Origin of the sequence: Laedolimicola intestinihominis (assembly GCF_040096155.1) — a bacterium.
In the GTDB taxonomy this organism is placed as follows: domain Bacteria; phylum Bacillota; class Clostridia; order Lachnospirales; family Lachnospiraceae; genus Laedolimicola; species Laedolimicola intestinihominis.
On sequence record NZ_JBBMFE010000019.1, the window covers coordinates 1 to 23,570 of the forward strand.

Below are 23,570 nucleotides of genomic sequence, written 5' to 3' on the forward strand. Positions count from 1 at the left end.
CCCCCCGCCCCCCCCCCCCCCCCTCTTTTTCTGATATCGACAATTACTCCTCGCCGTCCCAGCAGTAGGTGCAGAGCTTACTCTTGTCCAGGCCGGTGGCTTCGATGAGGTCGTCCAGGCGGTTGAAGCGTAGGGTGGTGAAGTTAAGCTGACGACGGATTTCTTCCTGCATGGATTCGTAGCGGGCCGATTCGGGGTCGGCGTATTCCTTCAGGATCTCGTCGGTAACATGGCCGTTTTCCAGCTTTTCGATGACCCGGCGGGAGATCAGCTCCATTTCCGAGGTGGAGCGGGAGAAGTTCAGGTATTTGCAGCCGTACAGGATAGGCGGACATGCAGGTCGGATATGGACTTCTTTGGCTCCGCTGTGGTACAGGAATTCGGTGGTCTCACCCAGCTGGGTGCCGCGGACAATGGAGTCGTCGATGAGCAGCAGGCTCTTGCCTTCGATCAGGTCGTGGACCGGGATCAGCTTCATTTTCGCTATCAGGTTCCGTTTGCTCTGGATCGTGGGCATGAAGGAGCGGGGCCAGGTGGGTGTGTATTTGATAAAGGGACGGGAAAACGGGATTCCTGAGGCGTTAGAGTATCCGATGGCGGCTGCCAGACCGCTGTCGGGGACGCCTGCGACGGTGTCAGGCTTGACGTTGTCCCGTTTAGCCATCAGTTCACCGCTGCGGTAGCGCATTTTTTCGACGCTCAGGCCTTCGTAGGTGCTGGATGGGTAGCCGTAATAGACCCACAGGAAGGTGCAGATCTTCATGTCCTTTCCGGGGGTAATCAGGGTCTTGTAGCCCTCCGGGGTGATGATATCTACTTCGCCGGATCCCAGGACATGTTCGGTATCGTAGCCCAGATTCAGATAGGCAAAATCTTCGAAGGAGACACAGTAGGCCTCCTCTTTCTTTCCGATGACCAGGGGTGTCCGTCCCAGGCGGTCACGGGCCGCGTAGATGCCCTTCGGGGTCAGAATCAGAAAGCTTAAAGAGCCGTCGATCTGTTCTTGGGCATAGCGGATGCCGTCGATCAGATTCAGCTTCTGGTTGATGAGGGCTGCCACCAGTTCAGTGGGGTTGATGTCGCCGCCGCTCATTTCCAGAAAATGTGCATTTCCACGATCAAAGATCTGTTTGGTCAGCTCTTTTGCGTTATTGATGCGGCCTACGGTGGTGATAGCGAAGGTGCCGTGGTGGGAGCGTACCAGCAGCGGCTGGGGCTCGTAGTCGGAGATGCAGCCTACGCCTAAGTTTCCTTTCATTTCCTGCATATCCCGATCGAACTTGGTTCGAAACGGAGTGTTTTCGATGTTGTGGATGGCGCGGTCGAAGCCATTTTCACCATAGACGGCCATACCGCCCCGGCGTGTTCCCAGATGGGAATGGTAGTCGGTTCCGAAAAACAGGTCAAACAAACAGTCGCTTTTGGATGCGACGCCAAATAATCCTCCCATAATTTCTCCCTTTTTCTTCTTTATAATATAGTAAAAAATGATGTGCCAACATGTATAACGGTAGCACAGATTGGCGCATAAGTCCAGAAGTTAGATGAAAAATGGCATATTTATCATTATATGAACGAAAAGCTTGTTTTTACACATTTTTTTCAAATTTTGCATTGATGAAAATACAATTTTGTAGTATACTAAGCACGATCCTAAAAATATCATGTAAAGTGAGGAGATAATCATGGCATTAGTTACAACAACAGAGATGTTTAAGAAAGCCTATGAAGGCGGCTACGCTATCGGTGCTTTCAACGTAAACAACATGGAGATCGTTCAGGCTATCACAGAGGCAGCTGGAGAGCTGAAGTCCCCGGTTATTCTGCAGGTTTCCGCAGGCGCAAGAAAGTATGCAAACGCTACTTATCTGAGAAAGCTTGTTGAGGCAGCAGTTATCGAGAATCCGGATATTCCGATCGCTCTGCATCTGGATCACGGCGCAGATTTCGATATCTGCAAGTCCTGTGTAGACGGTGGATTTACTTCCGTTATGATCGATGCATCCAAGTATCCGTTCCAGGAGAACATCGAGATCACAAAGAAGGTTGTTGAGTATGCACATGCTCACGGCGTAGTAGTAGAGGCAGAGCTTGGTAAGCTTGCCGGTATCGAGGATGATGTAAAGGTTTCTGCTGAGGATTCTTCTTATACACAGCCGGAAGAGGTTGAGGAGTTCGTTGACAAGACTGGTGTTGACTCTCTGGCAATCGCTATCGGTACAAGCCACGGCGCATTCAAGTTCAAGCCGGGCACAAAGCCGCAGCTTCGTTTCGATATCCTGCATGAGATCGAGAAGAAGATCCCGGGATTCCCGATCGTTCTTCACGGCGCTTCCAGCGTACCGCAGGAGTATGTAAAGATCATCAACGAGAACGGCGGAGCTCTGAAGGATGCTATCGGTGTTCCGGAGGATCAGCTGCGTGAGGCTGCCAGATCTGCAGTCTGCAAGATTAACATCGACTCTGACCTTCGTCTGGGCCTGACAGCAGGTATCCGCGAGGTTATGAACGCTCATCCGGATTACTTCGATCCGAGACAGTACCTGACCGTAGCTCGTCAGAACGTAAAGGATGTTGTTGCTCACAAGATTCAGGACGTACTGGGAAGCGCAGGAAAGGCTTAGGTCTTACTGACGAAATCGAATATTTCAGAGGACCGCAGAGAGATCTGCGGTCTTCTTTGTTTATGCGGGCAACGAGTCAAATTCGCGAAACGTATTTTGTCTCATTTAGGAGGAAACATGTATCAGCGTATCAGGAAGGGCTTAAAGCTGATTGGAAAAGATATTCATGCCCTGCTTCCGGCGATTGCGGCACTGGCGGTATATTGGACGGTGACGCATCTTTTGTTTGACCGGTTTTGTCCCATGCAGATTCTGCTTGGGCTGCCGTGCCCGGGCTGCGGGATGACCCGGGCGCTGGGACTGGTTCTGACGGGACATTTGGCTGCGGCGTGGAAAATGCAGCCGCCGGTGTACGGATGGATGGTGGCGGGAGTCGTGTTTGGTGTACAGCGTTACCTGGTGAATCGTGAGAAATTCGAACCGGGGGAGGAAATCCGGGATTGCATAAAAAGTGGAAAATCGAAAGCAGATGTGGAAAATCGAAGAAATAAACAGGCAAAAATGTGGACATGGGTTCTGATTGTTCTGCTGCTCTGGGAGATTGGTCTGTATCTGTGGCGTATGATATATGGTTTCCCGGTGAGTGTGGAAGATCCGGGGTGGACCCTGTATGAGGTGGTGCATGCCATATTTGCTTAGGAAACAGTTGGAAAAAGGTTAAGGTTTTATGAAATCTGTTGCCGGAACTGCCGGAAAATGATACACTGAGGAAGAAACAGACAGGGCGGCGAGACTCGTTGAAGCCACAGAGAAGAGGGAGATACGTTATGGACGACATGTACAACAACGACACTGTAAATAAGAATGTAAATCAGACAACGGAGAATGCTTACCGACAGTCCGCTTCAGATCCATATCAGAAATCGGTGCAGGAGCAATTACAGTATCAGTACCGGGAGCCGGAAACCGATCTGGAAGAACCGATCAGCATGGGCGAATGGTTGGTTACGATGCTGTTGATGCTGATTCCCTGTGTGAATATTGTATTAATGTTTGTGTGGGCCTTCAGCAGCAAGGAAAAGAAGAGTAAGTCCAATTATTTTAAGGCGGCGCTGATCTTTGCGGCGATTGTCCTTGTGCTTTATATCATTTTGATTGCTATCTTTGGTGTAGCGATTACATCGATGATCAACTCCAATTATGCTTATTAAAAGGGGGAGGCAGCCAGCGCCCGGAGCGATACTCGTATCCGGAGATAAGGCTGTTTAAGAGCCAGCCCAGGGGAATGGCGTACCAGACAAAGGCAGCGCCAAAGCGTGGGGCAAGGAGAGCAGCGAATAGAACCCGGAAGGTCAGGTTTGCCAGATTTGCCAGTGTAAACATACCCATATCGGCGGCTCCGCGTAAGACTCCGTCGGTACACATTTTCAGACCGATGAGGGCGAAAAAGAAGTTGATGAAATGCAGGTATTGTACGCCGGTTTCCAGAGCAAGATTTGTTCCGCCGGGGCCGAGAAATGAGGCAATCAGCGGACGGGCGGACAACAGAAGAAAGATACAGAGGAGTACGGCAAAGCCACCGGCGAGCGCGAGAGCGGCACGGTAGCCCTGACGTACTCTTTTTATATAGTGGAGAGAAGTCTCAGCGTCTGCCTCAGGGAAGCTGAGATTTTTTTGGGCGGTATCATGAGCCTGGGAAAGCGGCTCTGTGCTGACAATAGCTTTTCCGGCGGCTCCCAGGTTCTGGGAAGTATAAGCGGACATGGCCTGCCCCAGAGCCGACATGGGAACGATGCAGAAGCTCTCCAACCGGGAAGCTGCCGCGTAGCCGGCAAGCACCTGGGATCCGAATGGATTGATGACAGCCTGGACCAGCATGGCGCCGATGGAGACAGTAGCCTGCTGGAAGATAGAAGGAAGGGTGATGCGGGTGATGGCGGCGAGTTCGGTAAGGCTGAACAGGGTGATGGAAAGGGCAGAGTGATGCTCTATGCCGTCGGACATCGGATGTACAGGAATTTCAGAGTCCGGGCTTTGGCGTAAGGGAGATTCCGCTATGGATTTATCGCAAGAATCCGTAAGGGGCTCTGGAGCGGTACATTTATTTAGCGTTCGACGAAACAGAAGGAAAGAAAGAACCGCTGATACCGTCTGGGCAGCCAGCGTCGCCCAGGCGGCTCCTTCGATGCCGAGCTCCAGCCCGCAGACCAGACACAGATCCAGCCCAATGTTTAGTGCGGAAGAAAAAATCAACAGATACAGCGGCACCCGGGAGCGTCCCAGGGCGTTGAACATAGCGGAAAGCATATTGTACAGGAAGAGAAAGGGCAAGCCCAGAAAATAGATCATCAGATAAGCAGAAGCCATCGGCAGCACATTTCCCGGCGTATGCAAAGCACGAAGAATGGCACTGCAGAACAAAAGACCGAAAGCGGAAAGCAGCAGGCTTAAGACCAGAAAGGTCATGAGCGCCGTGCGGATGCAGAGTCGAAGCCGCAGGTATTCCCGCGCGCCAAAATATCGCCCGGTTAATACACCTGCACCCACGCCACCCCCGATGGCGATACAGATAAACACATTGGTCAGGGCATAGGACGCGCCGATGGCGGCGAGCGCGTCTTCCCCCACGAAGCGCCCAACGATCATGGAGTCAGCCATGGTATAAAACTGTTGAAACAGATTGCCCACCATCATGGGAAGGGCGAAGAGCCATAGGGCTTTTAAGGGTTTTTCACGCAGCAAGTATTCTTTTTCCATAAACACAGCTCCTTTTTCTGGAATATGATAAAAGAAACCAAGTAAATCTGGTGGAAATATGGTTTCTGTTCTGACACAGATTTTTTTACTGGCGGCGGCCCTGTCAGCCGATATCTTTGCCGTCGGTTTCACATACGGAGCAGGTGGAATTCGGCTGTCTCCTGCAGCGGCGTTCCTGCTGACGGGTATTCCAGCTGTGATTCTGACTCTGTCCATGGGGCTTGGCGGCGCGGCAGGAAGTTATTTTCCGGGGATCGCAGGGCGGATGTTCGGGGCCGTGATACTGGCAGGCCTCGGCGTCTGGAGCCTGCTAGATCGCTCAGACCATGAAGAAGTGGCAAAAGCGGATAAAAATCAGGACCGTTTTGTGACCTGTCCGGAGGCTCTGACTTTAAGCGTGGCGCTGTCGCTGGACAGTCTGGCAGGCGGCGTGGGCGCAGGCAGGGAAGAAGTATTCTATCTGGCCGCAGCTTTTCTTTTCGGCATTGTTACGGGTTTGACAGCGTTGCTGCTGGGAGAACATGCCGGGAAATGTGTGAGTGGGCGCTTACCATTTCGTCCAAGCCAGGTGGGGGGAGGGCTGCTGCTGGTGTTGGCGGTATTAAAATTATTGTGTTAAAATCAGCAGCTCATGGGCCAGCAGCGGCGCGGCCGACAGTAAAATTAGCCTTGCCCATTCCCCGGGAGCCAGCCTACAGGTACCGAAGGCCGTCACAAAATACGGAAATTCCGTCACAAGAACCTGCAGTCCGATTCCGATAGCGAAAGCGGCCAGCATCAGTTTATTTTCCAGATGATTCATACGGAACAGGCTGGTCTCCACATCCCGCATGCCCACTGCATGGAAGAGCTGTGAGATACCAAGCACTGTAAATGCATAGGTCTGGCAGCGGGCCAAAAGCTGCGGCTCGACCAGAAGCAGACGCAGGTTCGTTAAAGTAAGCGGCAACCCTACGCCACGCAGCAGAGCCACGGGCAGGCAGAGAAAGGCCGCCGTACTGATAAACGCAATCAGAAAACCGTAGAGCAGTGTGCAGGAAAGTCCGCCTGAAGCGAACAGATTCTCATTCTTCGGGCGAGGTGGCTGGCGCATGAAATGCGCCGGATTCTCTGGATCCACACCGAGGGCCAGCGCAGGCAGACTGTCGGTAATCAGGTTAATCCAGAGAATGTGGCTGGGCTTCAGCGGCGAACTGAAATTCATCAGAATCGCCGCCAGCATGGTCATGATTTCCCCGAAATTCGAGGAGAGCAGGAACAGCACGGCCTTTTTAATATTGGCGTAGATGCCGCGACCTTCGGCGATGGCTTTGGCGATGGTAGCGAAATTGTCATCCGTCAGGATAAGATCGGCGGCATTTTTCGCCACATCGGTGCCGGTGATTCCCATGGCCACGCCCACATCAGCGGTCTTCAGGGAGGGCGCGTCATTAACGCCGTCGCCGGTCATGGCCACGATGTGGCCGGAAGATTTCAGCGCTCGGACAATGCGCACCTTATGTTCAGGAGATACCTGGGCAAAGACGGAACAGCGTTCCGCTTCCTGCGCAAAGTCCGGGTCGGACAGTCTGTCGATCTGCGCGCCACTCAGACAGTCTGAGGGCTTCGCCGCAATACCGAGCTCCCGTGCAATCACAAAGGCCGTATCAGGCCGGTCCCCGGTAATCATGACCGTCCGCACGCCTGCTTTCCGAAAATCCCGTACAGCCTGTACAGCTTCCGGGCGGATGGGGTCCATCATTCCGGCGAGACCCAGAAAGGTCAGACTCTTTTCCTGGGGCTGGCGGTCATTGGTTCGCATTGCGATGGCCAGCAGGCGGAGTGCCTGGTTGGAGAGCGTGTGCAGAGCTGTTTCAATGGTGCGGCGCATGGATGGCTCCAGGGGCATGACACGGTCGTCCGACAAAATTGTGTCACACCGCTTCAGAATCTCGTCAGGAGAGCCCTTCGTATAGGAAATGGAGCCGTTGCCATGTCGGTGTAGTGTGGTCATCATTTTCCGCTCGGAATCAAAGGCGATTTCCCCGATGCGGGGCTGCTCCCGTTCCAAATCAGGGCGGGACAGATCAAAGCGGGCGGCCAGATCCAGCAGTGCCAGCTCGGTGGGATCGCCCAGACGGGAATCTGATTCCAGGACAGCGTCGTTGCAGAGGGTCAGTCCGGTGAGAAAAAGCTTGTCGTGATCCGGACGTAGTCCGGCGGCTTCTCGGATTTGCCCGTCGGTCCAGCAGGTGGTGACGGTCATGCGATTCTGGGTCAGGGTACCGGTTTTGTCAGAGCAGACCACGCTGACGCAGCCAAGGGTTTCCACACTGGGAAGACGTTTCACGATAGTATTGACTCGAACCATGCGGGAGACGCTTAAGGCCAGCACCAGCGTGACAACGGCGGGCAGTCCTTCGGGAACCGCGGCTACAGCCAGAGAAATGGCCGTAATCAGCATTTCCGGGATATCCCGGCGCTGAAGGACAGCGACGACGAACAGCAGGGCGCAGAGGGTCACAGAGACAATGCTTAAGATCCGTCCCAGATCGGCCAGGCGGTGCTGGAGCGGCGTGGTTTCTGAGTGCTCATTTTCAATAAGGCGGGCGATACGCCCCATCTGTGTATCCATGCCGACGGCCGTGACGACGCCTTCGCCCCGTCCATAGGTGACATTGGTTGACATAAATGCCTGATTGTGCCGTCCCAGATCCTTCTCTACCGGAACAGATTCGCCGGTCAGGGCGGACTCCTCGATTTTCAGGCTGGAGACGGAGGTTAGCGTGAGGTCGGCGGGAACCTGTCGTCCGGCGTCCAGGCAGACGATATCACCGGGAATCAGATCACGGGCCGGAATTTCCACGAGCCTGCCATTTTCCCGAATGAGGGCGGTGGGGCTGGTCATCTGCTTCAGGGCGTCCAGAGCCTTCTGGGCTTTGCCCTCCTGCACAACGCCGACAAACGCATTTACCAGAATGACGGTCAGGATAATGGCGGCGTCGCTGGCCTCTCCCAGCAGGATGGAAATGGCCGCGGCTACAAACAGCACAAAAATCAGTGGGTCGTTCAACTGCTCTAAAAAGGTTTCGAGGGACGTTTTGCGATGAACATCCAGTAGAATATTTTGTCCGCGCGCAGGAGCAGCGGGGGTGTCAGCGTATTTCATAGGGCGTGGATCCTTTCCTGTTTGTCTTAGGATATGAAAAAAAGGACAAAGGTATACCAGATTTCGGGCTTGCCAAGGGTGGTGGGATCGCCTATAATGTAAATGAAATAGTTCAGGCATACTGCTGTGCAGCAGCGGAGAGCTCTGCATATGTGCGCGAAATTACACGAAAGCGTGATTTCTGTGCAGCGCGAAGCGTGTTACCGCGAACGAAGTGAGCAGTAACGATTTTGCGAATGGCGCGACTGAACGTACGCAATAAGAAAACAGGAGGATATACGGATTGAATAGAGAAATGGTTATAGTTCTCGACTTCGGCGGTCAGTACAATCAGCTGGTGGCACGCCGCGTCAGAGAATGTAATGTATACTGCGAAATCTACTCTTACAAGACCGATATCGAGAAGATCAAAGCCATGAATCCCAAGGGAATTATCCTGACGGGAGGACCGAACAGCTGTTACGAGCCGGATTCACCGACCTACACGGACGAGCTGTTCAAGCTTGGTATTCCGGTGCTGGGTCTGTGCTATGGCGCGCAGCTCATGAGCCATGTGCTCGGGGGCAAGGTGGAGCGCGCGGATGTGAGAGAGTATGGTAAGACTGAAGTGCTCATCGACAAGACTGCGTCCAAGGTGTTTGAGGGCGTAAGTCCGAAGACTATCTGCTGGATGAGCCACTTTGACTATATTTCTAAGGTGGCACCCGGCTTTGAAATCACAGCCCACACTGCAGACTGCCCGGTGGCAGCCGCTGAGAATGAAGCTGAGAAGCTTTATGCTATCCAGTTCCACCCAGAGGTACTGCATACTGCCGAGGGTACGAAGATGATTAATAACTTCGTAAAGAAGGTATGCCAGTGCGCAGGCGACTGGAAGATGGATGCTTTTGTTGAAAACACGATTAAAGATATTCGTGCGAAGGTAGGAGACGGTCGCGTACTATTGGCTCTGTCCGGCGGCGTGGATTCCTCTGTGGCAGCAGGACTTCTGTCCAGAGCCATCGGTAAGCAGCTGACCTGTGTCTTCGTAGATCACGGCCTTCTTCGTAAGGACGAGGGCGACGAGGTAGAAAATATCTTTGGACCCAACGGTCAGTTTGACCTGAATTTCATCCGTGTGAATGCTCAGCAGCGTTACTATGACAAGCTGGCAGGCGTGACCGAGCCGGAAGCAAAGCGTAAGATTATCGGTGAGGAATTCATCCGTATTTTTGAGGAAGAGGCGAAGAAAATCGGTGCTGTGGATTTCTTGGCACAGGGAACCATTTACCCGGATGTAGTTGAGAGCGGTCTCGGCGGAGAATCCGCAGTGATTAAGTCCCACCATAACGTGGGCGGCCTTCCGGATTTCGTTGATTTCAAGGAAATCATAGAGCCCTTACGAGACCTGTTCAAGGACGAGGTCCGCAAAGCCGGCCTGGAGCTTGGCCTTCCGGAGAGCCTGGTATTCCGTCAGCCCTTCCCGGGTCCGGGCCTCGGCATCCGTATCATTGGCGAGGTCAACGCCGAGAAGGTACGCATTGTCCAGGACGCTGACTTTATCTACCGGGATGAGGTAGATAAGGCGGCTGCGGCTTACAAGAAGGAACATGGAGAGAACCCGAAGTGGCTGCCGAATCAGTACTTCGCAGCCCTGACCAATATGCGTTCTGTAGGCGTCATGGGTGACGAGAGAACCTATGACTACGCAGTGGCCTTAAGAGCGGTGAACACCATCGACTTTATGACTGCTGAGGCAGCGGAGATTCCGTTTGCAGTGCTGCAGAGCGTTATGAGTAGAATTATCAATGAGGTGCGTGGAGTGAATCGAGTATTTTATGATTTGACTAGTAAGCCGCCTGGAACGATCGAATTTGAATAAGAGCCACAAGTCTTGGAATCCGCTAAACAAGCGGATTCCGAGACTTTTTCTTTTGCTCTGCTACTAATTTGCTACTAATAGCAACTACTCTTTTTTCTATCGTCTTCATATGGTTATTATTAACTTTAATAGCAAGAAACCCTGATGACTGCTGGATTTCTTCTATATGATCTTTCTTTGTGGCATCTGGATGATTTTCCCTGATGCGGTATTTGGTGGTACTAACGCAGGTCCAAACTGAGGTCGGATTGTTACATCTGAGCCGTTGTCCTGAGCATGAGATACTTCACAGGTGATACCTATTGCTTCAAGCAGAGGGTTATCAGATGGTGGTTCAGGTGTTGGCGAATCTGTTGCCTGCAATGATTCCAGACTATGCACAAGCTCCTGCTGTTTATGTGGAAACAGATGAGAGTATGTGTTAAGTGTTGTGGATACTTTCTCGTGTCCGAGCCTGTCTGCTAACATCAGCGCATCACAGCCCTGATTAATAAGTAAGCTGGCGTGCGAATGCCTGATATCGTGGATTCGTATCTTCTTTACATCTGTGTTTTTGCAACCTCTTATCATCTCGTGTGAGAGATATGATTTTGTTACCGGGAACAGCCTTTCATCTGCGTCAAGCATATACCTTGACTGGATATAGTCTGATAGCTCCTGGCAGAGAAAATCCGGAATCGGAATCTTTCGCTTACTTTTTCTTGTCTTAGGTGATGTAAATACATCTTTTCCTTCTATCCGCTGATATGTTCTGTTGATGGATATTGTCTTGTTATCAAGGTCAATATCAGCAGGTGATAGAGCAAGCAGTTCACCTTCTCGCATACCAGTCCAGTACAGGACTTCAAAGCATATATACGATAGCGACTTGTCTTTTACACCCTCACGGAAAGCAATATATTCATCGTAAGTCCAGTAATCCATTTCCTCAGCCTTTGCTTTTCCAATGGTGCCTGCCTTGCCGCAGGGATTGGTGTTAAGGTCATAGAAACGCTTGGCGTAATTGATGATGCTGTTAAGCTCCGTGTTAATCTTTTTCAGATAGGTCTGGGAGTAATTATTCGGCGAACTCATAAGCTTCGCCTGCCATCTTCGTACATCAGAGGCTTTGATTTCATTTATCGGCTTGCTACCGAAGAATGGAAGAATATGCGTCTGTAGTACCGCCTTTTTTGTCAGAAGAGTTGACTGCTTAAGTCTTGCAGCCATATCCTCCATATAAATTTCATAAAGGTTTTGAAATGTCATGTCAGGATTGGCAGACTGCTTTTCCAGAAAATCCCTTTCAAATCCTAAGGCTTCCTTTTTGGTGGCAAAGCCTCTTTTCCACTTCTGTTTTTTGATTCCCTGCCAGTTCGTATAATAGAACTTGGCGAACCATTTACCAGTTTTTTCATCTTTGTAAGCTGGCATGAATATCATCTCCTTTTTGTAAAATTGTTGTGCAATCATCAAAAGGCTATGATATAATCTACTTGTTCAGGGTGATTATAAAGCCTTCGGGTCAATCACTTACATAGCTTCGGTTATTCCTTTTGCGAGAAGGAGTGTGCCGGAGCTTTTTCTTTACTAAAGGTGTAAGCCTGCAATTATTCAGTTTTTGAATCGGCTTCATTATCCAGTCTGGAATCCTTATAATATGCCAACATATCTGATTTCCATGAATCAAACTTTTCTTTTGAAATTTTTCCTGTCTGAAGCATATTCTTCTTTTCTATCCAGTTTTCCATAAAGAGACAGAAGTCTGCATCATATTTTCCATTGCCTTTGCCATTAACCTTGATCCCGGCAGTCCATTCAGGACTTTCAGGAGGTTTGGTGTTGGTCAGCTCAAATGAAAAATCAGTAAGTTCAGTTATGGCAAAGAGAGCATTGATTACATCTGACATAGTGTGGAATTCATATGCCGGATATTCAGCGGTAGTATTATCTTTTGGAGTATTAGTATCTTTTGCAAATAAAAGCTCCTGCCATGGAACATTTAATTCATTAGCAATCTGTTTTAAAACATCTATCTTTAACAGTATTTCACCAGATTCATATTTCTGGATAGTACGTTCTGATTTTCCCAGACGCTGTGCAAACTCCTTTTGCGTGATCTTTTGTGCTCTGCGCTGCTTCTGTATTGCCTTTCCGATTTCTTCTGAAGAGGACATAGTAAGTTTAATGGAATCAGAGTAAGCCATTCTGTTCACCTTCCTTTATATGAAATAGTCCGTTGTAAAGATACGTATTAGGTTGATATTAAATGAAATACGTATCAGTAAGTGACTTGTTTATGATTGTACGATTACTTTATCATAAACAAAAACGAATTGCAAGTGCGTAATTATAAAAAGTTCTATTGACAAATTTTGAAAAGGATATTAAAATAAACACGAATTAAAAATACGGATTAAATGAAGAACAGGATAGCTGTTTTGTAAAACACGTATTTAAAACAACGATTTATGAAAGGAGGAGCTGCATGAAGGGTATAAAGGAAGCATTCATAGATGCAGGTGAGATAAGCCAGATGCTTGGTATCGGGATGACGAAGGCATATGCAATTATAAAGGAATATAATGCAGAGCTTGAGGCAAAAGGTTATTTCACCATGCGGGGTAAATGTCCAAGGAAGTACTTTGAACAGAAAATCTATGGTTACGAAGATTATTACAATCTGGATTATGAGCCACAGCGTAAACGAAGCAAGGTTGCAGAAGAAATGGATTATGAAGCGGCAGTTGGGGATTCTGTGATAAGTGAACAGGATGAAGTGGATATACCGCCTGAAACAAATGAATTGTCGGAAGATGGTGCTGAGATAGCAGAAAATGTGATGTTGGATGCAGATGTAATGGTGAAAGAGACAACTGAATAGGTGAATCCAGCGAGTGGGGGCAAAAAGCGCCCCCAAAACGTGCAAATGGGGGCAGAAAGCGCCCCCAAAACCACAAAGTGGGGGCAGAAAGCGCCCCCGCACAAATCAGAGCCGAAAAAGTGTGGAGGCAAAAAGTGCCGTCAAAATGCAAAAGTGGGGGCAAAAAGCGCCACCACTCAGATAAGCGAGAAAAAAGTCATGGTGGCGGAAAGTGCCATCAAAATGGAAAAGCGGTGGCGGAAAATGCCACCAAATAAGCAAAGTGATGGCAAAAAGTGCCACCACTTTTAAATCAGGTGGAACTTCAACCACCATATCAGTAATTGTGGTGGTACATTAACCACCACATATCATATACAGGGTGCAGGTGCTCCTGCCAAGACGAAAAATTATGTAAACGCTGATGCGTTTATATTTTTTCGGGAAAAGGTCCGACCTTTTCCGCATCTTGCAAAACCTATAAGCAGAACTTTTAGAAAGGATGAAAAAAGCAATGGTACAGATAAAAAGAGATTGGTTTGATACAGAATTTGGAAATTACGAAAGGGGAAAAACGTATGGCAGATGGAAAGAGAAGATACAAGTCTGACAGGAAAGATTATAAGATATCGGTGAAGCTGTCAGAGAAAGATATGGATATTCTGAAAGCGGCACTTAAGCGAACAGGAATGACAGCAAGTGCCTATATAAGAGAATTAATTCGGACAGGAGGCAACATTGATACAAGTTATCCTGAGGACAGGGCAAGAGCAATCCGTATCATAGCAGGTATTGCAAATAATATTAATCAGGCGGTAAAGCTTGGCAATTCACAGGGAAGATTGTATTACAGCGATATTGATAAATTGCAGAACAGTCTGGATGATATAAAGAAAACATTCGGGGAGGTGCTGGAAGTATGGCGATTACAAAGATCTTAAATATACAGGAGTCAGAGGGCAGAAATCCAGCATCGCACCTGAAGAATGCTTTGGAATATATCCAGAATCCGGATAAGACAGAAGAATGTATACTGGTGGGCGGTATTAACTGCCTGCCAGATACAGCATTTGAGCAGATGGAAGAGACAAAGAATATATTTCATAAGACAGGTAAAAGACAAGGCTATCATGTGATTATATCGTTTTCGCCGGAAGAAAAAGTAACTGCAGAACAGGCAATGTACGTCCTGGAACACTTTGCGAAGGATGTGCTTGGCGATGATTATGAAGCTGTGTATGCAGTCCATACTGACAGGGAACACATGCATGGGCATCTGATCTGGAACAGTGTCAGCATGACAACTGGCAAGAAATACAATTCACCGAAAGGCAACTGGAAGAATCATCTTCAGCCTATTACAAATAAATATTGTGATGAACTTGGGCTTTCCATTATGCCGGCAGAGTACAGCAGGAATCCAAAAAATATCAGCAGGGACAAGTGGGAAAAGGAAATGTCCATGAAAGAGATAATTCTAAGGGATGCCAAGATGTGTGCATATGCAGCCGGGAATGTGGAGCATTTTAAATATCTGATGAAAAGACTTGGATATGTATTTAAGAAAGACGCATGGATGGAGGTGCAGGCACCGGGATTTCGGTATTATCATAAACTGGCAAAGCTGGACGAAATGTTTGCAGAGGATAGGCTTAGACATCATGTAGATATGCCTTGGATGGCAAAGCCTTACTTTTATTCGTCGGATATAAGAGGATTGCATAGGGCGAAACTATCACCATACCAGAAACGATTTTATGCAAAGCTATATAGGCTGAGAATTGTAGAGCAGAAACGATTTGTGGTTGGTGGAGCAAAGTATACGGAAGAATTGAAAAGGTTTCATCAGTTACAGGACGAATATCTGTTACTTGTGAATAATGACATCAAAGATATTGTGGAGCTTGTGAATTTCAGAAATAAGCAGGAAGAAAAGATCCAGCAGATTGAGGACAGACAGCATGAGATATACAGAGAAAGCTCTAGTCGGAAACGCAGTATAAAGAATGAAGAGCAGTACCGGGAATATCAGATATGGCATGTGGAAGTGCAGGAAGAACTGGACGAACTGAAGCAGGAGAAAAGAGAAATTAAGAGGCAGATACAGCTTGCTGATGACATTATAAAAGAAGATTTGTATACGGCTTATTATGCGGTGTCGGGGAAAGAGGAGATTGTTGCTGACAGGGATGTTGAGATACCGGGGATGGAAGAGGATATGTTAGTTGAGAGAACAGCGGGAGCAGTTGTTGAGTCGGAGAGAAATGTTGTTGTAATGAATCAGCCTGCTAATAGCCATAATGATGGAAATGGACAAGAGGAGCAAATTAATGTTGCCGGTAAACAACAGATAGATTTAGAAGGAACAGAAATGTCAAAGGTTCACAATCTGTCTGATGAGAATGTGACAAGAATGGACGAAGGTATAACTGATGTAACAGGTAAAAGCAAATTGGTGGAACATGAAGAAAAAGAGTCTGTGGACGAAGTTGGATGGATTGTCAGGAGAATATCAGATTTTGGTGGTTTTGAGAATGTCAGTGATTCTGTTAAGGCATATGTATTCGGATTTGATATTGCTGATATTAGTGGAAGCATAAGGTTGTTTTCGGATGTAATGAAAAGGCTGGAGATAAAGCTGGCTGGAGACGAGCTTTATGAGGAGTTCCAGAGGATTTATGATGAGAGTGTCGGTAGAGATGCTGGCAAAGATAAGGCGGAAGATAAGATGTGGAATAGGGGCAGAGGAAGATGATTCCTCTGCATATCCCCGATTCACTTTACGTACCTAAATTATATATTGCAAATCAGGAAACAATCGCAAGAAGTTGCGATTATTATTGATGATGTAGTGATTCTGTGATATCATATAAAATGTGGTATATGAAAGCGGAGGTCAAAATGAAAGTATGAGGGTTTATCGTTTGGCTATAGAGATTGCAGAGCAAGAAAACGCAGAGATGTTGATTGTGCAGTTGGCTGCTTTATTACACGATGTAGATGATGTTAAGCTTTCACCGGAAACACACGAGCCAAAGAAAAATGCAGTTGGATTTATGAACAATAATGTCGTGGATGATAAAGTTATAGCTTCTGTGTGCAAGATTATAGATGAGGTTTCTTTTGCAGGAACGGATTCAGTTGTACCAAGCACATTAGAAGGAAAATGTGTACAGGATGCGGACAGACTTAATGCTATAGGAGCTATTGGAATTGCAAGGGCATTTGCATATGGCGGTAGTAAAGGAAGAAGAATACATGATCCGGATATAAAACCTATGACTAATATGAATAAGGCGGATTATAATCAGAACCATAATTCTACAAGTATTAATCACTTTTATGAAAAACTCCTGCTGCTTAAAAATATGATGAATACTGAAACTGCAAAGAAAATGGCTATGCATAGACAAGCTGTTATGGAGGACTTTCTTGAAGAGTTTATGGCAGAATGGGAAGGAGAAAAGTGATATGTTGGAAGTAAAATTTTATGATACAGTAGATGATTCACTATTGAAATTTGCAGTAATTATTTCACAGAGCAATGGCAAATGGGTATTTTGCAAACATAAAGAACGAGATACCTATGAGGCTCCGGGAGGTCATCGTGAAGTTGGAGAAGATATTTTGGAAACTGCTAAGAGAGAACTGCAGGAAGAAACAGGTGCCATACAGTTTGATATTAAGCCAATATGCGTTTATTCCGTCAAGGGTAAGAATAGTGTAGATGAGACCGGTGAGGAAACATTTGGATTATTATGTTTTGCAAAAATAACGGAATTTTCAGGCCAGCTGGAAAGTGAGATAGAGAAGGTTGAGCTTATGGATGAGTTGCCCCAAAACTGGACGTATCCGTTGATTCAGCCTAAATTGATTGAAAAGTATCTGCAGATAGAAAAGCAGTCTTACAGTCGGATACAGCTGGTAGCGAAACAGACTATAGAATACATTAAAAAAATTATCAAGCCGGGAATGAATTTACTTGAGATCCGAAAGTTTTGTGAGGAAAAACTGTTAAAGTTGGGTGCAGATTCGTTCTGGTATTGGGATGTTGGTGCATTTGTATTTGCAGGAGATGAAACAACTGTTTCTGTATCTGGTAAGCAGTATGTAACTTCGAATAGAGTTATAGGAAACAACGATATAATAACCATTGATTTAAGTCCGCAGATGGGGAATATCTGGGGAGATTATGCGAGAACTATTATTGTGGGAAATGGTAAGGTTGTAGAGGATATAGGGCTGATTGAAAATCCGGAATGGAAAAGCGGTCTGCAGATGGAAGAAAAATTACATATAGAATTATTGCGTTTTGCCACGAAGGAAACAACCTTTGAGGAATTGTACTATCATATGAATAGGTACATCGTAGAAAATGGATTTGTGAATCTTGATTTTATGGGCAATCTGGGGCATTCCATTGTAAAAACCAAAGGTGATAGAGTTTACATTGAAAAAGGTAATATGACCAAACTTGCTGATGTAAAATATTTTACATTTGAACCGCACATAGCATTTCCGGATTCAAAGTATGGATATAAGAAAGAGAATATTTATTACTTTGACGAAAACGGGTTGATGGAACTTTAAGATATAGATTGGATGAAAAAATGATTAGAGAAGCAAACAAAAATGATTTAGATGAAATATTACAGCTTTATCTGTATCTTCATGAAAAAAGTATACCGGAAGATTCACAACATTTAAGAAGCACATGGGACAATATTATAAATGATGCCAATCATCATCTTATTGTTTGTGAGATTGATGGCAAGATCGTGGCATCCTGCGTATGTGTGATTATTCCCAATCTCACAAGAAATGTTCGCCCATATGCATTTGTTGAAAATGTGGTAACACATGGGGAGTATCGAAAGAAAGGTTATGCTACAGATTGTCTAAATTTTGCTAAGAAAATTGCAGAAGAGAATAATTGCTACAAGATGATGTTGCTTACAGGTTCAAAGGAAGAAAGTACATTGAATTTCTATCGAAATGCCGGTTATAACAGTTCTGACAAGACTGCATTTATACAGTGGATTGATATGTAAAATAAGGAGCAAGATTATGATATATGAATTAGCAAAACCAGAAGATTTACAGGCTGTGTACAATGTGGTGCAGCATACAATAAAAACAATATATCCGAAGTATTATCCAATGGAAGTAGTAGATTTTTTCAGCGAACATCACCGTGAGGATGCTATAGAAAAGGATATTAAAAATGGTTATGTAAGTGTGCTAAAAATAGATGGAACAATCGTAGCAACAGGTTGTTTTGTGGATGATCACATTACAAGAGTTTATGTCCTTCCGGAACACCAGAAAAAGGGATATGGCACTTTTATTATGAAAAATATTGAAGAACAGATTGGCGAAAAATTTGATAAGGCATATCTGGATGCGTCACTTCCGGCGGCAGCCCTTTATGAAAAGCTCGGATTTGTGACTGTAATGCATGAGCGTTATCCTGTAGAAAATGGAGTGATACTTGCGTATGAGGTTATGGAAAAGGAACTTCATAAAATCTCGACAGATATAAATTATGATGGAAGAAAATTTATTCCCAAAATGAATTCTGAAAACGGTGAGGTTGGTGAACAGACCAACTTTACATATCATCAGAATGGAAATCTATTGTGGGCTGAATATAGCGGTGGAGATATATTAAAAGGTTCGTTGATTGGATCGGTTTTATGTAATGGGGAACTTGATTTTGTGTATCACCACATGAATCAGAATATGCAAATAAAGACAGGTAAGTGCCATAGTGTGCCAACTGTACAAGAAAACGAGAAAATAGAACTTTCTGAACAATGGCAATGGACAAGTGGAGATTATTCAAAAGGAGAGTCTTTGCTGGTAGAGGTGTAGGATGGTAGAAAGATTTGAATGTAAAAGAGCAACAATGGAAGATATAGATGAATTGGTAAGAACAAGAATAATTGTCCTTCGTGCAGCAAATAAGTTGTCAGATGATGAGGATATGTCTGTTGTTGAGGAAGAATCATATGCCTATTATAGGCGTGCGTTGGAAAGCGGTGAGCATATTGCATATTTGGTGTATGATAACGGAAAGTTTATCGGAGCTGGTGGATTGAGTTTTTATCAGGTTATGCAGACCTACCATAATCCAACAGGTAAAAAGGCTTATATTATGAATATGTATACAGCATCGGAATATCGGAGACAGGGGATTGCATTTCATACATTGGATTTACTGGTAAATGATGCGAGGGAACAGGGCGTGTCGCAGATAGCCTTAGAGGCAACAGATATGGGGCGGCCATTGTATGAAAAATATGGATTTGTAAAAATGGAAGATGAAATGGAGCTGGTATGATGCATAAAGTAACAGACTTACAACCTTGGGAATGTCTCATGAAGAGAATTGTATGGAAACGATTAGGAGAAATTCGAGATAAGAAGATACTTGATTTTGGAAGTGGTATAGGTGTAACCGCAAACTATCTGGCAGAGCATAACGATGTAACAGCCATTGAACCGGATGGAGATAGCATAAAAGAGCGATGGATAGACAACCAATATACACAAATTGTTGGTAGTACCGATGAATTGCATAAATTTGATAATGAGACCTTTGATATGATTATCTGTCACAATGTCTTGGAGTACGCCGAAGATAGAGAGGATATTGTTAAAGAGTTTGCAAGGATTTTAAAACCTAATGGCAAGATTTCTATTGTGAAACATAATCGTGCAGGTCGGGTTATGCAGATGGTTGTACTTTTGAATGATTTTGAACATGCCCATAGTCTGTTAGATGGTAATGACGGAATGGCTTCAAAGTACGGAGCAATTCGTTACTATGAGGATGCAGATATTGAAAAATGGTGTCCGGAACTTGCAATTACGAAGACACTGGGAATGAGAACTTTCTGGGATATGCAACAAAATCAGGAAATACATAAGGATGTTGACTGGCAGGATAAAATGGTGGAAATCGAGATGCGAGTATCGGATATGGATGGATATAAAGACATCGCATTTTTTCATCATTTGATTATTGAGAAGAGATAGGAGACACGGTATGACAAGAGTGTATTTCGTGCGTCACGCACAGCCGGAACATGATTGGAAAGAAGACAGAACAAGACCTTTGACGGAAGAAGGCAAGAAAGATTCTGCAATTGTACTAGAATTTTTGAAGGACAAGAAAATAGATGCGTTTTATTGTAGTCCATACAAACGCAGCATGGATACCATTGCAGATGCGGCAGCTTTTTTCGGAAAAGAAATTATAACAGATGAGAGATTAAGGGAGCGTGAAAAAGGTCCTGATGGCAACAACCACGGAATGTTCCAGAAACGTTGGGCTGACCATGATTATCATGAAGAGGGTGGAGAATCCATTGCTATGGTTCAAAATCGTAACATAGAGGCGCTAAACGAGATTTTATCAGATAATACGGATAAAGATATTGTTTTAGGAACCCATGGTACTGCCCTTAGTACTATATTGAATTTTTATGATAACAGCTTTGGATGTGAAGATTTTCTAAGAATTATCGACTGGATGCCATATATTATTGAACTGGATTTTGAAGGTGATAAGTTGGTTGGTAAGCATGAACATTGCTATGTGGAGAAGGAATTCAAGGACAATCAGCGTGCGGATAAGAAGTAGTGAGGAATAGATGAATACACGATATTATATGGTCATTATCAAGGGTGAAATAAAGACATCCGAAATAATGTCATGTGGTTACAATAGAAATACTCAAAAATGGGATGTAAAATTCAATACTGGAAAAATATACTCTTATGCATATTTGAATGTGGAAAAATTGACTGAGCCAGATGTTTTAAATCCTGATATGTATCGTATTAGCAGAGAAGGACGCGAGTTTTTTGATGTTAAAGCAATATATGTGTTTAGAAGCAGATATGAGTCTTATTGGCATATTTGTTTTGGCAATGGGAGTGAAAGAGATTATCATCGCAGTGAGTTAAATATTGTGGAATCATGTCTTACTCAGAGTCAGTCATCAAATGTATTTGAATATATAAAGCAAATTGCCGGTCTGAGTAATATTAGGAATGAAGAAACTGGTGAAAAATTATTGTCTACGAGGTTTGACAAGATTTCTTTTGTGGGTAGTGATGTAGCTTTAGCAAAGTATTTGAATCCATCATCATTGCAAGGAAAAAGAATAGGACGGGAATACATTCCGATTTTCCCATTTGGATGCAATAACAGTCAGTATAAGGCTGTAAAAAATGCCATGGAGAATCAGATTAGTGTTATACAGGGACCTCCAGGAACGGGAAAGACACAAACGATATTGAATATTATTGCCAATATATTAATGCAAGGGAAAACGGTACAGATAGTATCCAATAATAATTCGGCAACAGAAAATGTGTATGAAAAATTATCATCACCCAAGTACAATTTGGGTTTTGTTGCTGCGACATTAGGAAGTTCTAAAAATAAGAAATCATTTGTTGAGCATCAGGACGCCGCTTATCCAGATTTTTCGTCATGGAAAACGCAAGAAGATCCAAGTGTTTTGCAAAAGGGAATAGCTGACCAATCCAGTCAGTTAAAAAGCGTTTTTGATAAGCAGGAAAAACTGGCGTGTTTAAGGCAGGAACTTTCACAGTTGGTTACTGAACAGGAATATTTCAATCAATATGTTAAAGAATCAGATGTTCATACAGATAGTATTAAGTTCAAGAAAAAGCTATCTTCAAAGCAATGGATGGTATTGTGGCAGGATTGCCAGTTGATTTCAGAAGAAAAAACGGCAATAGGATTTTGGTTTAAGATAAAAGCCTTATTTAAATATGGAGTAACCGATTGGGGCATTTATAAGCAGGATATTTCAAAGATAATTACAACCTTTCAGGCAATGTATTATCGTGCAAAGCAAGCGGAGTTGTCTGCAGAAATTGCAGATATTGAAAAGTATTTAAATAGTGTTAATAAAAATTTGCTTGAGGATTTATGCAATCAGTCAATGGTTGTCCTAAAAGATAAACTGGCAAGGAAATATGAAGGTAACAGTAGTAGGAAAACTTTTAGTGAAGATAATCTGTGGAAGGAACCATATGATGTACTGGTTGAGTATCCGGTTATATTAAGTACAACATTTTCATCAAGAAACAGCCTGAATTCAGATGTGGTGTATGATTACCTTATCATGGATGAAGCGTCACAGGTAGATATTGCAACTGGTGCGTTGGCATTGTCATGTGCAAGGAATGTTGTTATTGTGGGTGATACCAAGCAACTTCCTAATGTTGTTAAAGATGATACAAAGGCTAAAGCAAAAGCTATATTTGACAGTTTTCATATTAGTGAGGGATATCAGTATACAAATAGTTTTCTGCAATCCATTTTGGATGTTATGCCAAATGTAACACAAACATTGTTACGGGAGCATTATAGGTGTCACCCTAAAATAATAAATTTCTATAATCAGAAATTTTATCGTGGGGAATTGATTATTATGACAACGGATAAGGGTGAAGAAGATGTTTTGTCGGTAGTAAAGACGGTAGCGGGAAATCATGAGCGTAACCATTATAGCCAGCGCCAGATAGATGTTATTAAAAATGAGATTATACCCAAATATGTTTCAAATCCGGAAGAAACGGGAATTATTGCACCATACAAAAATCAGGTAGAAGCATTAAGCAAGGAGATTACAGATATTGATGCGGCTACGGTGCATAAGTTCCAGGGTAAGGAAAAAGAGAATATTATTATATCTACTGTGGATGATGAGATATCTGATTTTGCAGATGATCCGTATTTAATCAATGTTGCTGTATCAAGAGCGAAAAAGAAATTGATGCTGGTTGTAACTGGAAATGAGCAATCAAAAGAGCGCAATATAACAGATTTGATTGATTATATTCAGTATAATAATTTTGAGGTTACTGAAAGCAAGATTTATTCGATTTTTGATTACCTTTACAAGCAGTATACTGAGGAAAGAAGGGTATATTTGCAGAAGCACAAAAAAGTATCAGAATATGATTCGGAAAACCTGATGTATTCATTGATAGAGGACATTATCTCCGCTAACAAGTATTCAAGCTTGGATGTTGTTTGTCATTTTCCGTTGAATATGTTGATTAAGAATCCAGAACTATTAAATGAGCAGGAATGTCAGTATGCAATGAATCCAGCAACACATTTAGATTTTCTGATTTATAATAGAATTGGTAAAAAGCCTGTGTTGGCGATTGAGGTTGACGGATATGAATACCATAAAGAGGATACTGTTCAGGCTTCAAGAGATTTGTTGAAAAATCATATTATGGAGTTGTATGAAATTCCATTACTGAGATTTATGACTAATGGTAGTGGCGAGAAAGAAAAGATTATCGAGATGTTGGATAAGTTGGTTGGGTAACGAAAGGAAA

22 protein-coding genes are annotated in these 23,570 nt (G+C 44.6%); 17 read left to right on the forward strand and 5 right to left on the reverse strand.

Annotated elements, in window-relative coordinates; all coding sequences use genetic code 11:
* Positions 1-43: 43 nt before the first annotated feature.
* The gene (locus tag WMO29_RS15230) at positions 44-1,450 is read right to left on the reverse strand and encodes an amidophosphoribosyltransferase (protein WP_178039200.1); all 1,407 of its coding nucleotides are present in this window, start codon (positions 1,448-1,450) and stop codon (positions 44-46) included.
* Between the two features lie 235 nt (positions 1,451-1,685).
* On the opposite strand from WMO29_RS15230, the gene fba reads away from it, so the two are divergent.
* The 3 genes from fba (at position 1,686) to WMO29_RS15245 (ending at position 3,775) form a co-directional block, all read left to right on the forward strand.
* A complete protein-coding gene (gene fba / locus WMO29_RS15235) occupies positions 1,686-2,624 on the forward strand; it encodes a class II fructose-1,6-bisphosphate aldolase (RefSeq protein ID WP_178039199.1) in 939 nt (312 codons plus the stop codon).
* A gap of 117 nt (positions 2,625-2,741) precedes the next feature.
* A complete protein-coding gene (locus WMO29_RS15240) occupies positions 2,742-3,263 on the forward strand; it encodes a DUF2752 domain-containing protein (protein WP_349165362.1) in 522 nt (173 codons plus the stop codon).
* A gap of 128 nt (positions 3,264-3,391) precedes the next feature.
* A complete protein-coding gene (locus WMO29_RS15245; RefSeq protein ID WP_349165363.1) occupies positions 3,392-3,775 on the forward strand; it encodes a hypothetical protein in 384 nt (127 codons plus the stop codon).
* Here WMO29_RS15245 and WMO29_RS15250 read toward each other — a convergent pair.
* Positions 3,753-5,321 (reverse strand): MATE family efflux transporter, encoded by a 1,569-nt coding sequence (locus WMO29_RS15250; protein WP_349165364.1) that lies wholly within the window; start codon positions 5,319-5,321, stop codon positions 3,753-3,755. The two genes, WMO29_RS15245 and WMO29_RS15250, sit on opposite strands and share 23 nt — an antisense overlap.
* 58 nt (positions 5,322-5,379) lie before the next feature.
* Here WMO29_RS15250 and WMO29_RS15255 point away from each other — a divergent pair, with 58 nt between their 5' ends.
* Positions 5,380-5,940, forward strand: coding sequence for a manganese efflux pump MntP (locus WMO29_RS15255; RefSeq protein ID WP_349165366.1), 561 nt, complete (start codon positions 5,380-5,382; stop codon positions 5,938-5,940).
* On the opposite strand, the gene WMO29_RS15260 is transcribed toward WMO29_RS15255, so the two are convergent.
* Positions 5,929-8,469 (reverse strand): cation-translocating P-type ATPase, encoded by a 2,541-nt coding sequence (locus WMO29_RS15260; RefSeq protein ID WP_349165367.1) that lies wholly within the window; start codon positions 8,467-8,469, stop codon positions 5,929-5,931. The two genes, WMO29_RS15255 and WMO29_RS15260, sit on opposite strands and share 12 nt — an antisense overlap.
* Positions 8,470-8,752: 283 nt before the next feature.
* Between WMO29_RS15260 and guaA the strand changes: the two genes are divergently transcribed.
* Positions 8,753-10,330 (forward strand): glutamine-hydrolyzing GMP synthase, encoded by a 1,578-nt coding sequence (guaA, locus tag WMO29_RS15265; protein ID WP_178039194.1) that lies wholly within the window; start codon positions 8,753-8,755, stop codon positions 10,328-10,330.
* Positions 10,331-10,492: 162 nt separating this feature from the next.
* Here guaA and WMO29_RS15270 read toward each other — a convergent pair whose 3' ends face one another.
* Positions 10,493-11,743 (reverse strand): site-specific integrase, encoded by a 1,251-nt coding sequence (locus tag WMO29_RS15270; protein WP_181991200.1) that lies wholly within the window; start codon positions 11,741-11,743, stop codon positions 10,493-10,495.
* A 176-nt stretch (positions 11,744-11,919) separates the two neighbouring features.
* The gene (locus tag WMO29_RS15275; protein ID WP_004611820.1) at positions 11,920-12,516 is read right to left on the reverse strand and encodes a helix-turn-helix domain-containing protein; all 597 of its coding nucleotides are present in this window, start codon (positions 12,514-12,516) and stop codon (positions 11,920-11,922) included.
* 281 nt (positions 12,517-12,797) lie between these two features.
* Here WMO29_RS15275 and WMO29_RS15280 point away from each other — a divergent pair, with 281 nt between their 5' ends.
* From WMO29_RS15280 to WMO29_RS15335, 12 genes are all read left to right on the forward strand, one after another.
* The gene (locus WMO29_RS15280; RefSeq protein WP_022250166.1) at positions 12,798-13,193 is read left to right on the forward strand and encodes a hypothetical protein; all 396 of its coding nucleotides are present in this window, start codon (positions 12,798-12,800) and stop codon (positions 13,191-13,193) included.
* Entirely contained in the window at positions 13,194-13,484 is a 291-nt protein-coding gene (locus tag WMO29_RS15285) for a hypothetical protein (RefSeq protein WP_349165368.1), read from the forward strand. It begins immediately after the preceding gene.
* Between the two features lie 266 nt (positions 13,485-13,750).
* Complete coding sequence (locus WMO29_RS15290) at positions 13,751-14,113, forward strand: plasmid mobilization protein (protein ID WP_349165369.1); 363 nt, start codon at positions 13,751-13,753, stop codon at positions 14,111-14,113.
* Positions 14,092-15,927 carry a relaxase/mobilization nuclease domain-containing protein gene (locus WMO29_RS15295; protein ID WP_349165371.1) on the forward strand — a complete coding sequence of 612 codons (1,836 nt, stop codon included), beginning with the start codon at positions 14,092-14,094 and terminating at the stop codon, positions 15,925-15,927. Before WMO29_RS15290 ends, WMO29_RS15295 begins: the two co-directional genes overlap by 22 nt.
* A 154-nt stretch (positions 15,928-16,081) precedes the next feature.
* Positions 16,082-16,642 (forward strand): HD domain-containing protein, encoded by a 561-nt coding sequence (locus WMO29_RS15300; protein WP_349165372.1) that lies wholly within the window; start codon positions 16,082-16,084, stop codon positions 16,640-16,642.
* 1 nt (position 16,643) lies between these two features.
* Entirely contained in the window at positions 16,644-17,762 is a 1,119-nt protein-coding gene (locus WMO29_RS15305) for a M24 family metallopeptidase (protein ID WP_349165374.1), read from the forward strand.
* A gap of 20 nt (positions 17,763-17,782) precedes the next feature.
* Positions 17,783-18,223 carry a GNAT family N-acetyltransferase gene (locus WMO29_RS15310; protein WP_349165376.1) on the forward strand — a complete coding sequence of 147 codons (441 nt, stop codon included), beginning with the start codon at positions 17,783-17,785 and terminating at the stop codon, positions 18,221-18,223.
* A gap of 16 nt (positions 18,224-18,239) precedes the next feature.
* Positions 18,240-19,046 (forward strand): GNAT family N-acetyltransferase, encoded by an 807-nt coding sequence (locus WMO29_RS15315; protein WP_349165377.1) that lies wholly within the window; start codon positions 18,240-18,242, stop codon positions 19,044-19,046.
* A gap of 1 nt (position 19,047) precedes the next feature.
* Positions 19,048-19,515 (forward strand): GNAT family N-acetyltransferase, encoded by a 468-nt coding sequence (locus WMO29_RS15320; protein WP_349165378.1) that lies wholly within the window; start codon positions 19,048-19,050, stop codon positions 19,513-19,515.
* Entirely contained in the window at positions 19,512-20,213 is a 702-nt protein-coding gene (locus WMO29_RS15325) for a class I SAM-dependent methyltransferase (protein ID WP_055193884.1), read from the forward strand. Before WMO29_RS15320 ends, WMO29_RS15325 begins: the two co-directional genes overlap by 4 nt.
* Before the next feature lie 10 nt (positions 20,214-20,223).
* Complete coding sequence (locus tag WMO29_RS15330; protein WP_055193886.1) at positions 20,224-20,820, forward strand: histidine phosphatase family protein; 597 nt, start codon at positions 20,224-20,226, stop codon at positions 20,818-20,820.
* A 10-nt stretch (positions 20,821-20,830) separates the two neighbouring features.
* Entirely contained in the window at positions 20,831-23,560 is a 2,730-nt protein-coding gene (locus tag WMO29_RS15335; protein WP_349165379.1) for an AAA domain-containing protein, read from the forward strand.
* The last annotated feature ends 10 nt before the right edge of the window (positions 23,561-23,570 follow it).

Excerpts from the sequence above, each read along its gene's own strand:
- WMO29_RS15230 (WP_178039200.1), bottom strand. The coding sequence starts at position 1,450 with ATGGGAGGATTATTTGGCGTCGCATCCAAAAGCGACTGTTTGTTTGAC.
- fba (WP_178039199.1), top strand. The coding sequence starts at position 1,686 with ATGGCATTAGTTACAACAACAGAGATGTTTAAGAAAGCCTATGAAGGC.
- WMO29_RS15240 (WP_349165362.1), top strand. The coding sequence starts at position 2,742 with ATGTATCAGCGTATCAGGAAGGGCTTAAAGCTGATTGGAAAAGATATT.
- WMO29_RS15245 (WP_349165363.1), top strand. The coding sequence starts at position 3,392 with ATGGACGACATGTACAACAACGACACTGTAAATAAGAATGTAAATCAG.
- WMO29_RS15250 (WP_349165364.1), bottom strand. The coding sequence starts at position 5,321 with ATGGAAAAAGAATACTTGCTGCGTGAAAAACCCTTAAAAGCCCTATGG.
- WMO29_RS15255 (WP_349165366.1), top strand. The coding sequence starts at position 5,380 with ATGGTTTCTGTTCTGACACAGATTTTTTTACTGGCGGCGGCCCTGTCA.
- WMO29_RS15260 (WP_349165367.1), bottom strand. The coding sequence starts at position 8,469 with ATGAAATACGCTGACACCCCCGCTGCTCCTGCGCGCGGACAAAATATT.
- WMO29_RS15270 (WP_181991200.1), bottom strand. The coding sequence starts at position 11,743 with ATGCCAGCTTACAAAGATGAAAAAACTGGTAAATGGTTCGCCAAGTTC.
- WMO29_RS15275 (WP_004611820.1), bottom strand. The coding sequence starts at position 12,516 with ATGGCTTACTCTGATTCCATTAAACTTACTATGTCCTCTTCAGAAGAA.
- WMO29_RS15280 (WP_022250166.1), top strand. The coding sequence starts at position 12,798 with ATGAAGGGTATAAAGGAAGCATTCATAGATGCAGGTGAGATAAGCCAG.
- WMO29_RS15290 (WP_349165369.1), top strand. The coding sequence starts at position 13,751 with ATGGCAGATGGAAAGAGAAGATACAAGTCTGACAGGAAAGATTATAAG.
- WMO29_RS15295 (WP_349165371.1), top strand. The coding sequence starts at position 14,092 with ATGGCGATTACAAAGATCTTAAATATACAGGAGTCAGAGGGCAGAAAT.
- WMO29_RS15300 (WP_349165372.1), top strand. The coding sequence starts at position 16,082 with ATGAGGGTTTATCGTTTGGCTATAGAGATTGCAGAGCAAGAAAACGCA.
- WMO29_RS15305 (WP_349165374.1), top strand. The coding sequence starts at position 16,644 with ATGTTGGAAGTAAAATTTTATGATACAGTAGATGATTCACTATTGAAA.
- WMO29_RS15310 (WP_349165376.1), top strand. The coding sequence starts at position 17,783 with ATGATTAGAGAAGCAAACAAAAATGATTTAGATGAAATATTACAGCTT.
- WMO29_RS15315 (WP_349165377.1), top strand. The coding sequence starts at position 18,240 with ATGATATATGAATTAGCAAAACCAGAAGATTTACAGGCTGTGTACAAT.
- WMO29_RS15320 (WP_349165378.1), top strand. The coding sequence starts at position 19,048 with ATGGTAGAAAGATTTGAATGTAAAAGAGCAACAATGGAAGATATAGAT.
- WMO29_RS15325 (WP_055193884.1), top strand. The coding sequence starts at position 19,512 with ATGATGCATAAAGTAACAGACTTACAACCTTGGGAATGTCTCATGAAG.
- WMO29_RS15330 (WP_055193886.1), top strand. The coding sequence starts at position 20,224 with ATGACAAGAGTGTATTTCGTGCGTCACGCACAGCCGGAACATGATTGG.
- WMO29_RS15335 (WP_349165379.1), top strand. The coding sequence starts at position 20,831 with ATGAATACACGATATTATATGGTCATTATCAAGGGTGAAATAAAGACA.